The organism is Nocardioides psychrotolerans, assembly GCF_943371775.1.
Classification (GTDB): domain Bacteria; phylum Actinomycetota; class Actinomycetes; order Propionibacteriales; family Nocardioidaceae; genus Nocardioides; species Nocardioides psychrotolerans_A.
Map to the genome: position 1 here is coordinate 41852 of NZ_CALRWD010000014.1, position 13397 is coordinate 55248.

Sequence of the window (13397 nt, forward strand, 5' to 3'; positions counted from 1 at the left end):
AAGGGAGCAGATCATGCGCAACATCCGACGCAACATGGCCCTCATCGCCTCCACGGCCGTCATCGCCAGTGTGGGCATCGGTGGGGTGATGGCTGCCCAGGCCAACGACTCCACCAGCCCGGACCAGTCGACGGTGCAGACCCCCGGCAACGCCGAGGAGACCTCGGACGGTCCCGACCAGGGCCCCGACGCCAACCCGAACGAGCCGGGTCACCAGGACGCCGACGAGAGCGGTGAGGTGGACGAGGCCGACGGCGCTGAGGAGGCCGATGGCGCCGAGGAGGCGTCGGACGGTGCTGACCAGGGCCCCGACGCGAACCCGAACGAGCCGGGTCACCAGGACGCCGACGAGAGCGGCGAGGCCAACTAGCCCGTCCTAGACGCGGCGCCGACTCCCCCGGGGAAGCGTCGTGCGCCAGTGGGGTCACCGTCCGCGGTGACCCCACTGTGCTGCGTCCACGGCCCGAGGGGTTCTCAGCCTCCTGGCAGTGCTCGTTCCTCACGTCGGGCCTCGCGCGCCGGGATGCTCTCTTGTGCAGTCAGGTGACGTGCAGGAAGGGCGACCTAGCGTCCCGCAGCATGCGTACTCGAGTGTTTCCGGCACCGAAGGTGCCCCAGGTGTTCCTGCTCTTCTGGGTCGTCAAGCTCCTCACGACAGGGATCGGTGAGACCGGGGCGGACTTCCTCGGCACGCTCAGCATCCCGTTGGCCGCAGCCGGATAGCCGGCTGCGCGCCGGTACTCAGCGTCCTCACAGCGTCGGTCCGTCAGCTTGGGACGCACACCTACGAGTGCACATGGCCACCACGGCCACGACATGGGGGAGCACGATGAAACGCCAGAGCACGACCAGACGAGCGATCGCGTTACTGGCCGCGGCGGCCGCGGCATGCACAGCAGTCACGGCGTGCAGTGCTGCTGATGACCCCGGCGCGGCGCCACCTGGTGCGACGGCTGCGCCGGATCCCCTCACCCCCACGAAGGTCCTCGTCATCGTGGAGGAGAACCACACCTACGACCAGATGCGCGAGGGCATGCCTTACCTGGCGGCTCTGTCGGAGCGCTACGGCTATGCCACGAGCTGGTCGGCCATCACCCATCCCAGCGAGCCCAACTACCTCGCGATGTTTGGCGGCTCGACGTTCGGGATCCTCGACGATCAGGCTCCCGAGGCCAACGTCGGTGACGTCGGTGACGCGCGGTCGGTCTTCGATCAGGCCCTGGCTGCGGGCAAGACGGCGCGGACCTATGCCGAGTCGATGCCGCAGAGCTGCCACGTCTATGACGACCCCGACAAGGCGGTCGGGGTGCCGAAGTACGCCGTGCGGCACAACCCCTGGGTCTACTTCACGTCTGGACGTGAGGACTGCCTGCAGCATGACGTCAGCACGGAGACGTTCGCGGCGGACGCGAGCGCGGACGACCTGCCCAACGTCGGCCTCCTGGTCCCCAACCTCGACAACGACGCCCATGACGGTTCGCTGGCGACAGCGGATGCGTGGCTCGAGGCAACGCTCCAGCCCGTCCTGTCGAGCGACGATTTCCTCAGCGGACGACTGGTGGTCGTGGTGACGGCCGACGAGGACGATCGGTCCGCGGACAACACGGTGCTCACCTCGGTGCTGACACCCGTGCTGGACGGCGTGGTCGTCGGCACGCCCCTCACCCATTACTCCTTGACCCGCTTCATCGCCGACGTCCTCGGCGTCGAGCCGCTGGGCGAGGGCTCGGACGCTCCCGACATGACAGCTGCGTTCGGCCTGTGAGCGAGCTTCGTGACCGGTCGTTCGCTGCGGCGCATCGTCGGACCCTGGTGCTCGTTGCTCTGGTGTGTGCCGGCGTGGTGGTGGCCTTGGCGGGGCTCGTGGTGGCGCAGTGGTCGCCGCTCCTCCGCCTCGACCACGCCATCGGCAGACCGGCTGAGGCCTTCACCCTCCAGCACGGGGGCCTCACCCGGGGGCTCCTGTGGGTGGAGAGCGCCTTCGGCACCCTCGGCACCGCCGTGTACGTCGCTGTTCTGGTCGTGACGGCCTGGCGACGGGGGGATGGGCGACTCGCGAGGTGGCTGGTGCTGGTGACGGTCACGACGGCTACCAGCACGACAGCACTCAAGGTGCTGGTGCATCGAGACCGCCCGGTCTGGGTCGATCCGGTGCAGACCCTGACCACGTTCTCCTACCCGTCAGGACACGCCTCGGCCATCGTGGCCGGCGCGGCAGCCGTGATCGCGGTGGTGCTCTCCTTCCAGGTGTCGCGAGCGGCACGACGTGGGTGCGTGGTCGGTGCCTTCCTCCTGGTCCTGCTGGTGGGAGCGGATCGGGTGATGCTCGGCGTGCACAACCTCTCGGACGTTGCGGGCGGCTATGCGCTCGGTCTGTTCTGCGTCGCGGCGACCACGTTGCTCTACCCGCCGTCGCTCTTCCGGCGGGGCCCTGCAGTCAGGTCGTGTGCAGGTTGTTCGTCGCAGAGTGCTCTGCATGACGACAACACTCCCTGCCGGCAGCACCGGCCGACGCATGCTCAACAAGGTCCCTGAGGTCACCGTCTTCTTCTGGGTCATCAAGATCCTCTGCACGACGGTGGGGGAGAGCTTCGCCGACTACGTCAACGAGACGCTCGGCTTCGGGCTCACCAACACCACGGTCCTGTTCTCGGTGGGTCTGGCGGTCGTGCTGGCGCTGCAGTTCCGGGCCCGCCGCTACATCCCCGGCATCTACTGGCTCGCGGTGGTCCTCATCAGCGTGGTCGGCACGCTGCTCACCGACAACCTGACCGACGCCCACGGTGTCGCCCTGTGGGTCAGCTCCACGGTCTTCGCCGTGCTGCTCGCCGGCGTGTTCGCCGCCTGGTATGCCCGAGAGCGCACGCTGTCGATCCACTCGATCAACACGACGCCCCGCGAGGCCTGGTACTGGTTGGTCGTCCTGGTCACCTTCGCCCTCGGCACCGCCGTCGGGGACTGGACCTTGGAGCTCACCGGATGGTCTGCGGGTGCCTCGATCCTGCTCCCCGCGAGCCTGATCCTCGCCGTGCTGGCAGCCTGGCGCTTCGGGATGGGCCCGGTCCTCTCGTTCTGGCTCGCCTACATCCTGACCCGCCCGCTGGGCGCCAACATCGGCGACTTCCTGGCGCTGCCCAACGGCGACGGCGGGCTCGGCCTGGGCACGCTGGTCACGAGCCTGGTCTTCCTCGGCACCATCCTCGCCACGGTCGTCTACCTCACCGTGACCCGCATCGACCGCACCGAGCTCGCGGCCCCGCCCACGCCCGAGGAACAGGCCGTACGGAGCTGAACTGACGTCACACCGAGAGGAAAGTCCAAGGCCCCGGAGCGATCACACGCGCTCCGGGGCCCTGGCGCGTCCTCGGCGACGCCGGATCAGGGACCTGCAGTCGCGAAGCAGTCAGGTGCCTGGCAGGTGCCCGCTCCTACGGTGCCACCATGATCGCCTTCCTGACACCGCTGCTCTACGGGCTGGGCCCGGCAGCCTTGCTGCTCGCCATGGTCATCGTCTTCGCCGAGACGGGCCTGCTCGTCGGGTTCTTCCTCCCGGGCGACTCGCTCCTCTTCACCGTCGGCATCCTGGTCGCCACGGGCGTGATCCACCTGCCCCTGGTGCTGGTCGCAGCCGGCCTGTTCGGAGCGGCAGCGGCCGGCGACCAGGTGGGCTACCTCCTGGGGCGCCGGTTCGGCCCACGAGTCTTCAGTCGCACCGAGTCGCGGCTGTTCTCCCGCTCGCACGCGCAGCGCGCCGAGACCTTCTTCGCCAAGCACGGCTCGAAGGCCGTCATCCTGGCTCGCTTCGTCCCCGTCGTGCGCACCTTCACCCCGGTCGTCGCCGGAGTGGCGCGGATGCCGCGACGCACCTTCACAGTCTTCAACCTCGCGGGAGCGGCCCTCTGGGCGGTCGGACTCCTCGTCGCCGGCTACTTCCTCGGAGGCGTGCCGATCGTGGCTGCGCACGTCGAGCTGTTCACGATCGGGATGGTGGCGCTCTCGCTGGTCCCCGCAGCAGCCGCAGTCGTGCGACACCGGATCGCCGCGCGGCACAAGGCCGACGGGGATGGCGTTCCTGTCGAGCCCCTCGAGGTGCTGAGATGAATGTGCGGCGAGCACTCGCGGCCGCGGCCACCGGGCTCGTTCTGTCGGCCACCGCGGTCCTTGCAGGCGGTCCGGCCGCGGCCACGGAGGTCGCTGCCTGGCGACCTTCGGCACTGTCAGGGCGGCCAGCCCTTGTCCGCGGTCCCGGACCCGACGTAGCCGTCAACAGGCGTGCGGAGAGTCCTGCCGAACTACGGGCTCTCCGTCGCTCTTTGGGTCTTCCTGTTAGTACGGCTACCGGTCTGGCGGAGTGGGCGCCAGCGACAGCTACAGCCATCGACGGACGCGGCGGGTGTAGCGCCCTCGCTGCCAGGTTGACGTTGGAGTACAGCGGCGCTGTCCCTGGGCACGAGGTTGCCAGGGTCGTGCACCGCGTCGCGCATGAGCTGCACCGCGATCATGTTCCTGCCTCCCGTCTGTTGGACGTCGTGGAAGCAACCTGTCGACGTGAGCTGACCGACCAGCTGGCCCGCGGAACATCAGCGCACCCCAGGTCCTAGCCGAACGGTGGCCGATCCCGGTGGCTAGGTCCCACGATCGCCGGGGCCCTCTCCTGCGAACAGGGGCGGTCGAGGTGACCCCATGGGCGCCAGCTCAACGGTGCAGGACCACGTCGAATCGTCGCTGTGGTGCTGGTGTCGTGGGTCTCCGGCCTCGCACCGCACGGCCTGCGTGATCCACGCGCTGCAAGCCGATGGCACCGATTCCGGGCGATCAAGGACCGCGCCGCGCCCGGACACGGGGTGCCCATGTCACTACAGTGCCCGTGCTCTTCGCTGTTGTCGCCGTCATGATCGGCAAGCACGGCTATCCGTCTTCTGGCATCGGTCCGCGCACGATCCGCCGGGGGCGTCTCTCACCTCAGGGACGGACCTCCAAGACCTCGGTCTTCGCTCGAGGCTCGCCGTGGAGGTCCGAGATTGTGCCCCGCACTGACTCTGAGCTGATGAATTCTGTCCCCAACCGTTCGCTTGTAGCCGATGGCCGGTTCGACGAACGGCCGGTCTGCGATGCGCCGCACACGGTCCGTTCGGCGAAAGGAACGGCGGGCAGAAGGACAGGAGCCCGTAGCTGGGCCAGGTCACCGGTGCCGCGCTGAGGCCGGCGCATTCCTCGGGTGAGGCCGAGCTGCTGTCCACGGAGCCACGCCGGAGATCCACCACCATCCCTCTCCGACTGCACCATGTATGCTTCTATGCGCATACAAGAAGGTTAGGTTGGGGGGATCGGTGACAAGCCCAGATGTTGAGTCGGTCGACGTGGCTGTGGAGGTGTTTCGCATGCTCTCCGATGGCACCCGGGTGAGGTTGCTGTGGCACATGGTCGACGGCGAGGTGTCGGTCCAGGCCCTGGCCCAAGCGGTTAGCAAGCCTCAGGCGGCGACGAGTCAGCACCTCGCAAAGCTGCGGCTCGCCAGGCTGGTGACCACGCGTCGAGAAGGCACGACGATCTACTACCAGCTGGCCAACGACCATGCCCGCCAGCTCGTCACCGACGCCCTGCAGCATGCCGAGCACCTGGGGCCCGGGGTGCCCGCGCACCACCAACGCCCCGAGGTCGCGCCATGACCCCGCACCACGCACACTCCGGCCACGAGGACCACACGCCGGACCACGGGCATGGGCACGGCCACGGGCACAACTCGGGTGGCCTGCTCAGGAGGGCTCGCGCCGTTGTAGGCGGGCACTCGCATGATCATGCGGACTCGCTCGATGATGCGTTGACGGCGAGCACAGATGGCATCCGCGCGGTCAAGATCAGCCTGGCGCTTCTCCTGGTGACAGCAGTCGCTCAAGCAGCTGTGGTCGCGGTGACAGGGTCGGTGGCGCTCTTGGCGGACACGATCCACAACTTCTCCGACGCGTTCACCGCTGTCCCGTTGTGGGTGGCGTTCGTGGTCGGACGTAGGCCTGCAACGCGGGCCTACACGTACGGGTACGGGCGCGCTGAGGATCTCGCGGGGGTGTTCATCGTGCTGATGATCGCGGCCTCGGCGGTTGTCGCGGGCGTCGAGTCGGCTCGGCGCCTCTTCGACCCCGAGCCGTTGACGCATCCGTGGCTGGTGATGGTGGCAGGTCTGGTGGGTTTTGCCGGCAACGAGCTGGTCGCCGGCTACCGGATGCGCGTGGGGCGCCGCATCGGGTCGGCAGCGTTGGTCGCGGATGGGCACCACGCGCGCACGGACGGGTTCACCTCGCTGGCGGTCGTGGTCGGTGCGCTCGGAAGCCTGCTGGGGGTGCCGTTGGCGGACCCCGTGGTCGGTCTTCTCATCACCGTCGCGATCTTGGTGGTGCTGCGCAGCGCCGCACGTGACGTGTACCGGCGTCTCATGGATGCGGTGGACCCGCACCTCACGGCTAGCGCCGAACATGCGCTCCTCGCGGTTCCCGGAGTGTGGGGTGTCGAGGACCTGCGGGTGCGTTGGGTCGGGCACCGGATGCGAGGCGAGGCCAGCATCCTCACTGACCCGTCGCTGCGTCTCGCTCAGGCGCACCAGCTGGCGCACGCTGCCGAGGCGGCGGTGTTGGCGGCCGTGGCGAAGATGGACACCGTCACCGTCCACGTCAGCCCCGCCACCCAAGAGAGCGGCAGCAGCGCCCACCACCCCCTCGAGGAGGGTCGTCCTTCCTGATGTCCGTCACCGCGACGTCACCTGTCACCGCCAGGGTCATGGCCGGTCTTGCCCTGATCGTGGCCGTGGTCGTCCCAGCACCCGCATACGCCCACGGCATCAGTGGCGATGCTGCCGAGACCTCGACGCTCGGGTTCATCGGTATCGGCGTCCAGCACATGCTTCTCGGCTGGGACCACCTCGCGTTCGTGGCGGGGGTGCTGCTGTTGGCCCAGTCGTTCCGGCTCGCGGTCAAGCTCATCAGCCTCTTCGTGCTGGGTCACTCCACCACCCTCATCGCGGCGACGATCGCGGGGTGGCGCGTCGATGCCGACGCAGTGGACGCCGTCATCGCGCTCTCGGTCGCGTTCGTTGGCTGCGTCGGCATCATCGGACGGCCCACTCGCTGGGGCTGGTTCGCGACCGCTGTCACGGTGTTCGGGCTCATCCACGGCCTCGGCCTCGCCACCCGCTTCGACGCACTGGACCTCCCCGAGGACGGCAAGCTCGCCAACGTCATCTTCTTCAACATCGGCATCGAGATCGGGCAGGCCACCGCGATCTTCGCGATGCTCGTCCTCGGGACCCTCGCCGCTTCCTACCTCCGCCCGCTCCCGACCCCTGCGCGCGACGAAGGTCCCCTGATCGAAGCAGCCCCGACGACGACAGACACCCAGGACGCCCTGCTGACGCACGAGGAGACGCCCAGCCGCCGGGCACCCGTGGATGCGGCGGTGGACGAAGTGGACGACGAGGAGGCCGAGCCGCGCACCCGCGAGGTCCTGGCCCGCCAGCTGCTGTGCGCAGGACTGTTCCTCGTGGGCGCCGTCGCAGCAGGCCAGCTGGCCCTGGACGCCGTCACCGCCGAGGCCCCCGCGGAGCAGGCGACGCTCGCGGACGGCACCTCGTGCCTCATCGAGGAGAGGACCGACGTCATCCCGGGCACCGGCGGGCACCCACCGGCATCGTTCTACGGCCCGGACGACATCGTGCCGGTCGACGACTTCGGGCATGCACTGGGCGACGGGTACGTCGTCGTCTGGTACGACCCCGACCTGGACACCACGTCCCTGGAAGCCCTTGAAGCGCTCGTGGCCTCCCCGGAGGGGCGAGGACTGCTGGTGGGGGCCGCAACCCCGTCGGTCGTCGCCGGCCTGGACACGGACCCGCTGGCGGGTGGTGCTGTCGTGCGCGCCGTCCAGATCCGCGAGGCCATGACGTGTGAGCAGCTCGAGCTCGAGAGCCTCTCAGCTTTCTCGACCAACTGGCTCTCCCGCATCTGACCAACGCTCCTGTCCCCACCCAGGTGCGCCGCCGCGCCACTGTTCATGCTCACGGAACCCCACCACCGAGCCTCTCGTGGACTCACCCATCTCGACCGTCTTGCTACGGACACCCACCGCTGAGGGCCGAACGGCCTCAGCCCATGTTGCCGGATCCCAGGCGGCCTCGATGAGTGCCGGGGGTAAGAACGACGAGGTTTGGGTCAAACGCACTGAGCCTGTGTGATCGGCTTGTTGGCTAGTCCCCAAGAGTCGCGGGCACGCGGCAACCCTGAGGTCAGCGGTGGCTCCGGGGTGAGCGCGATCGCGACGATCGGTGTTGACGAACACGTACCGGCGGTAGGACAGGAACTGGACGATGGTGCCGACTCCCACGCCGATCACGTTGGCCGAGATGTTGTCCGCGGTCCGGGAGGTCAGGCCGAGCAGGTCATGGGACAGGATGAGGCAGAGCGCCGAGACCCCGAAGCCGACGGTGTTGAACAGGATGAACAGCGTCACCTCGCGTCGTCTCGTCGCGCGTCCGGTGCCGCGCCAGGTGAGCAGGCTGTTGCCGAGGTAGGTCACGGCGGTGGCGACCAGGACAGCGGCGGCACGTGCCGCGACGGGGTGGTGTCCGGCCAGGGGTCCGGAGTCGAGGAGCGCGTTGAAGGTCAGCACGTCGACGACGTAGCCGGCGCCGCCGACGGCCAGGAAGGTCCCGAACTCGCGTGGGTCGATGCGGCGGAGTAGCTCAGGCAGCAGCATGGTCGTTCCTCGAGGTGGGACGTTCCTGGGCGACGGGTGCGTCGGCACGCGGCCGGGTGAGCTCGGCCCAGCGCCACGCGAGGACCTCGGCGAGCGCTTCGGCCGCGATGGCGCCGGACATCTTGGAGGAGCCGCGTGTCCGGTCGACGAAGGTGATCGGCACCTCGGCGATCCGCAGACCGGCGCGGTGGGCCTTCCAGGTGTTCTCGATCTGGAAGCAGTAGCCGTTGGAGGTGCTGTTCAGGACGTCGATCGCGTGGAGCGCTTCGGCCCGGAACGCCTTGAAGCCGGCCGTGGTGTCGTGCACGGGCACTGCGAGGACCAACCTGACGTAGAGGTTGCCGAGTCGGGAGATCAGGCGACGGGACCGGGCCCAGTTCTGCACCGATCCTTGGGGGACGTATCGCGATCCGACCGCGATGTCCGCGTCGTCGAGCGCGGCGACGAGGGCGCTGATCCGCTCGGGTGGGTGGGAGAGGTCGGCGTCCATCTGGACGACGACGTCGTAGCCGCGGTCGAGTGCCCAGGCGAACCCCGCCCGGTAGGCCGCACCGAGTCCCTGCTTCTCCTCCCCGCTCATCAGGAACACGCGAGGGTCACGAGCGGTGTGCTCGCGGATGCGCTCTGCCGTCCCGTCGGGGCTCTGGTCGTCGACGAAGAGCACATCAGCCTCGGGTGAGGCGCCCCTCACGCGGGTGAGGAGCTCGGTGATGTTGTCGGCCTCGTCGTAGGTCGGGATCACGATCACGACGCGTGGTGCGGGCATGGCTTCTCCTGGGCGGTCACGGTGTGGGCTCTGTTGATGGGGGACTGGTGGGGGTGATCTGGTGGAAGACGCGGTAGCCGTCGATGTCGCCGACGTAGCGGTAGCGGAGGCCCAGCTCGACCTGGGCTGTCGTGGGGTCGATGCCCCAGCCGGCCAGGCTGTCTCCGGTGGTGATGACCCAGTCGGGACGTGAGGCGCCGGCGAGGACGGCGGTGAGGGCCTTCAGGTCGGGGTCGCGGACCCTGACGGGCAGGCTCCAGAGCTCGGGATAGGGGCTGGCCATCCCACTGGCGCGCAGGATGTCGGGGTGTCCGTAGGCGACGACTGCGGTGTCGCCGGGCTGCTGGTGGGTCGAGAGCCACGAGACGAGGGGGTCGGCATGGTAGGCCCCGGAGGTCCGGGCCGCCACGGCGACCGTCGCGACCAGGGCCGCTGCCACGACGTAGCTGAGGGCCGCCAGCAGGTCCCCAGGGACGACGACTGAGGATCGCGGTGCCGGCTGCCGCCCCGGCACCGGGTCGGGGGTGGCGGACGGCGCGGCACAGATCGCGGCCACGGCGAGGACGAGTCCGGGGATCAGGAGGATCAGGTAGTGCAGCCAGTAGCTGCCGCCGGCGAGCACCGCGATGCACTCCCAGGTGAGCAGGACGAGCGCGGGGACGCGTAGATCGACGCCGCTGCGCTCGTGACGCCGACGCAGCCGGACGATCAGGAGTCCGATGATGACCGGGGCGCCCGTCACGGCCAGGGACAGCAGGAGGCGGTCCAGGCGGATCGAGGTCGCGTCGCTGGCGGATCCGCTGATGACCGCCGAGGCGTGGAGGCGGAAGGTGACCACTGCCTCCCAGAGCCCGGCGAGTGACGTCCCGCGGCTCGCCGCGAACCCGAGGGCGAGGGCGGCGCCCAGCAGCGCGCCTGCCGCCGGGACCGCGATGTCGCTGAGGGCGGCCCGGGGGCCTCGACGGTAGGCGGTCCGTGCGGCCAGGAGAGCGATCAGGAGGAGGGCGTCCACCTCGTTCTGCTTCACCAGAACGGCGGCGGCCGCAGCGATTCCTGCAGTGAGGAGCAACTGCGACCGGGCCCAGGGCGAGGTGGCTGTCTGGGCGCGGAGCAGCCGTTCGATGCTGAGGAGGATCGCGGGGAGCGCGATGAGCTCGCCGTTGACCTCCAGGGCGTCGACCAGCGGGCTGACGAGGAGGGTTGCGGTCAGGAGGGCGGTCAGCGCAGGCGCCCAGCGGGTGCCGCGACCTCCTGCGACAGCGTGTGCGCCGATCCGACCGGCGAGCAGCACCGAGATCGCCACCAAGCCGGCCCCGAGCACGCGCAGGGCGACGGTGCCCCCGAGGTGGTCGGCGAGGCCGAAGAACCCGATGAGCAGCGGCGGGCGATCGACCCAGTAGTCGCCGTAGAGCGATGTGCCCGGACCCCACTGGGAACCCACGAGCAGGAGGCCGCCCTCATCGGGCCCCAGGGGTAGGCCCGCGAAGGGCAACCGGACCAGGAAGGCCGAGAGTGCGAGCCCCAGCACACCGCCGGCCGGCGACCAGACCTGCGCGAGGAGATGCCGTCGTGGCCACGGTGAGCGCACGCCAGGAGCGGGCGCTCGTGGTGCCACGGTCGTCGTCATGGACCCAGCGTGTGGCGGTGCGCCTGCCACCCACCTGACCGGAGCCAGCCAGCCCCGGGGAGGGTGCCGGTCAGGCGAGAGGGAGTCGGAGCGCGAAACGGGTGGGTGGTCCCGCATCAGTGAGCTCGAGATCGCCACCGACGCTGCGTGCCACGCGGCGACTGATGCTCAGCCCCAGTCCGGCGCCGGACCCTCCGGTCGAGCTCACGCCCGGCTCGAAGATCTCCTCGCAGTCGCCTCCGCTGACACCGGGTCCGTCGTCCTCCACGACGACGTCGATCATCCCCGTGGTGCTGGCGGCCACGGTGACGGTGACGCGGCTGTCAGCGAAGCGCAGGGCGTTGGCCAGCACGGGGGCCAGGGCGCGGACTGCGACCGAGTGCGGGGCGGCGACCTGAAGGTCGACGACGTCGACCTCGACCTCGACCTCGACCTCGACGTCGACGCCCTGGCCGTCGGCGGCCAGGGTGCTCGTGACGTCGTCGACGACCGCTGCGATCGAGCACGTCGCTGCCTGGCGCAAGGTGTCGGCGTTGCGGGCCACGTCCAGCAGGGTGGTGATGGTGGCGGCCATGCGGTGGCTCGCAGCGGAGATCTCCTCGAGGCTCTCGTGGGCGTGGGGTGGCAGGCCTCCTTGGAGGAGGGCGAGGTCGGCCGCGCCCTGGACCGCCGTCAGCGGGGTGCGCAGCTCGTGCGCGAGGTCGGCGGTGAGTCGTTGCTCGGTGTGGATCGCAGCCGACACCTTGTCGAGGAGGGTGTCCAGGGTGGCGGCGAGGGCGGTGATCTCGTTGGTGGGTGCTCCGAGCTCGAAGCGCCGCGAGAGGTCGTGCTCGCTCCAGTCCGTCGCTGTCCGGGCCAGGACGCTGACCGGTCTCAGGGCACGTGTGGTGACCCAGGCCGCGATCGCGGCGGCGGCGGCGGTGGCGAGAGCGCCGGTGATCAGGCTGACGATCAGGGCGTAGCGCTCTGCGGCCTCGTAGGGGCCCAGGCGCTCGGACAGGACGACGACGCCCTGGTCGCCGGCGTCGCTGAGGAAGGGCAGCGCGAGGACGCGGGCGGTGTCTCCGGCGGTGCGGTAGGTCGTGGTGTCGGTCGTGCTCAGCTCGTCATAGATGTCCGCGAGTGGCGAGGAGGCGACCCCCGCGACGGAGGCTCCCTGGGCGTCGTAGACCACGACGCCGGTGTCGAGCTCGGCCGAGGTCACCGCGAGGCCTTGGCTGTCGGCGTCGCTGACGGTGCTGACCACCGCATCGGCGCGATCCTCGAGCACGGTGTCCACATTGGTCCTGCTGAGGTCGGCGAGGATCAGCTGGAGCACGATGGTGAGCGCGATCATCGCGAAGGCCGTCACGCACGCGGTCAGGATGACGATCTGGCCGCGGAACGAGCTGGTCATGCCGGTGCGGGAGCGCTTCACGTCAGGCGGAACCCGACACCGCGGACGGTCTCGATCGTGACGGGCGAGCCGATGGTGTCGAGCTTGGCCCGGATGCGCCGGACGAAGGAGTCGATGGTGTTCTCGTTGACCACGGCACCGTCTGGCCAGGCTGCCGCGACGACGGCGCGGCGTCTCACGACCTCTCCCGGTCGGGAGGTCAGGGCTGCGAGCATGCGGTACTCGGTCGGGGTCAACAGGATCTCGCCCTGCCCGGAACGGACCCCGTGCCGAGCCGGGTCGAGCACGAGGCCCGAGACCTCGGTGGTGAGGGCCAGGCGTCCGCGCTTCGCGAGCGCCTCCACGCGGGCGATGAGCTCCTTGACGTCGAACGGCTTGGGAAGGTAGTCGTCGCCGCCGGCGCTGAAGCCCGAGAGCTTGTCGTGCACGGCGCCCAGTGCGGTGAGGAACAGCACGGGCGCCGACTGGCCGGCTGAGCGCAGGGCCTGGGTGACGTCTCGACCGTCGGAGTCGGGAAGCCCGATGTCCATGACGAGGACGTCCACGGCGCTCTCGGGTCCGAACTGGCGCAGGGCCTCGCCACCGTCGTGCGCCGCCAGGACCTCGTGGCCCGCGAAACCCATCGCCTGGGTGACCAGACGCCGGATGGCGGGGTCGTCCTCACAGATGCCGACCAACATGGCGTTCACCCCTTCCCTCCGAGTCTCTCAGCATGGCGGGCCAGAGGGGACGTAGATCGCATGATCGACGTTCCCACGCTTCACCTGCACCTCACCTGACCGGTCGACACGGAGCCCACCGGTCCAGCGACGACGAAGGCGTTCAGGTTGTCGGCACCTTCCACCGCGCACCATCGGGTCACGCAC

Annotated in this window: 14 protein-coding genes; 9 read left to right on the forward strand and 5 right to left on the reverse strand. The window is 69.6% G+C overall.

What is annotated here, in order from left to right; genetic code table 11:
• The first annotated feature begins 13 nt into the window (after positions 1-13).
• The 9 genes from AAG827_RS06295 (at position 14) to AAG827_RS06335 (ending at position 7995) form a co-directional block, all read left to right on the forward strand.
• Positions 14-370 carry a hypothetical protein gene (locus tag AAG827_RS06295; RefSeq protein WP_341925009.1) on the forward strand — a complete coding sequence of 119 codons (357 nt, stop codon included), beginning with the start codon at positions 14-16 and terminating at the stop codon, positions 368-370.
• Positions 371-579: 209 nt separating this feature from the next.
• Positions 580-723, forward strand: coding sequence for a hypothetical protein (locus tag AAG827_RS06300; RefSeq protein WP_341925011.1), 144 nt, complete (start codon positions 580-582; stop codon positions 721-723).
• 271 nt (positions 724-994) lie between these two features.
• Positions 995-1765, forward strand: a complete 771-nt coding sequence (locus AAG827_RS06305; RefSeq protein WP_341925012.1) for an alkaline phosphatase family protein — start codon at positions 995-997, stop codon at positions 1763-1765.
• Complete coding sequence (locus tag AAG827_RS06310; RefSeq protein ID WP_341925013.1) at positions 1762-2535, forward strand: phosphatase PAP2 family protein; 774 nt, start codon at positions 1762-1764, stop codon at positions 2533-2535. The genes AAG827_RS06305 and AAG827_RS06310 overlap by 4 nt, the downstream gene beginning before the upstream one ends.
• Complete coding sequence (locus tag AAG827_RS06315; protein WP_341925014.1) at positions 2477-3292, forward strand: hypothetical protein; 816 nt, start codon at positions 2477-2479, stop codon at positions 3290-3292. The genes AAG827_RS06310 and AAG827_RS06315 overlap by 59 nt, the downstream gene beginning before the upstream one ends.
• A 149-nt stretch (positions 3293-3441) precedes the next feature.
• Positions 3442-4101, forward strand: a complete 660-nt coding sequence (locus AAG827_RS06320) for a VTT domain-containing protein (RefSeq protein ID WP_341925015.1) — start codon at positions 3442-3444, stop codon at positions 4099-4101.
• Positions 4102-5288: 1187 nt separating this feature from the next.
• The gene (locus AAG827_RS06325) at positions 5289-5669 is read left to right on the forward strand and encodes a metalloregulator ArsR/SmtB family transcription factor (RefSeq protein WP_341925016.1); all 381 of its coding nucleotides are present in this window, start codon (positions 5289-5291) and stop codon (positions 5667-5669) included.
• Positions 5666-6733 (forward strand): cation diffusion facilitator family transporter, encoded by a 1068-nt coding sequence (locus tag AAG827_RS06330; RefSeq protein WP_341925017.1) that lies wholly within the window; start codon positions 5666-5668, stop codon positions 6731-6733. Before AAG827_RS06325 ends, AAG827_RS06330 begins: the two co-directional genes overlap by 4 nt.
• A 38-nt stretch (positions 6734-6771) precedes the next feature.
• Entirely contained in the window at positions 6772-7995 is a 1224-nt protein-coding gene (locus AAG827_RS06335) for a HupE/UreJ family protein (RefSeq protein ID WP_341925018.1), read from the forward strand.
• Here AAG827_RS06335 and AAG827_RS06340 read toward each other — a convergent pair.
• From AAG827_RS06340 to AAG827_RS06360, 5 genes are all read right to left on the reverse strand, one after another.
• Positions 7960-8742, reverse strand: a complete 783-nt coding sequence (locus AAG827_RS06340; protein WP_341925019.1) for a GtrA family protein — start codon at positions 8740-8742, stop codon at positions 7960-7962. The genes AAG827_RS06335 and AAG827_RS06340 overlap by 36 nt on opposite strands.
• Complete coding sequence (locus tag AAG827_RS06345) at positions 8729-9508, reverse strand: polyprenol monophosphomannose synthase (RefSeq protein ID WP_341925021.1); 780 nt, start codon at positions 9506-9508, stop codon at positions 8729-8731. Before AAG827_RS06345 ends, AAG827_RS06340 begins: the two co-directional genes overlap by 14 nt.
• A 16-nt stretch (positions 9509-9524) precedes the next feature.
• A complete protein-coding gene (locus AAG827_RS06350) occupies positions 9525-11135 on the reverse strand; it encodes a hypothetical protein (protein ID WP_341925022.1) in 1611 nt (536 codons plus the stop codon).
• A gap of 70 nt (positions 11136-11205) precedes the next feature.
• A complete protein-coding gene (locus AAG827_RS06355; RefSeq protein WP_341925024.1) occupies positions 11206-12552 on the reverse strand; it encodes a HAMP domain-containing sensor histidine kinase in 1347 nt (448 codons plus the stop codon).
• Positions 12549-13211, reverse strand: a complete 663-nt coding sequence (locus tag AAG827_RS06360) for a response regulator transcription factor (RefSeq protein WP_341925049.1) — start codon at positions 13209-13211, stop codon at positions 12549-12551. Before AAG827_RS06360 ends, AAG827_RS06355 begins: the two co-directional genes overlap by 4 nt.
• Positions 13212-13397 lie beyond the last annotated feature (186 nt).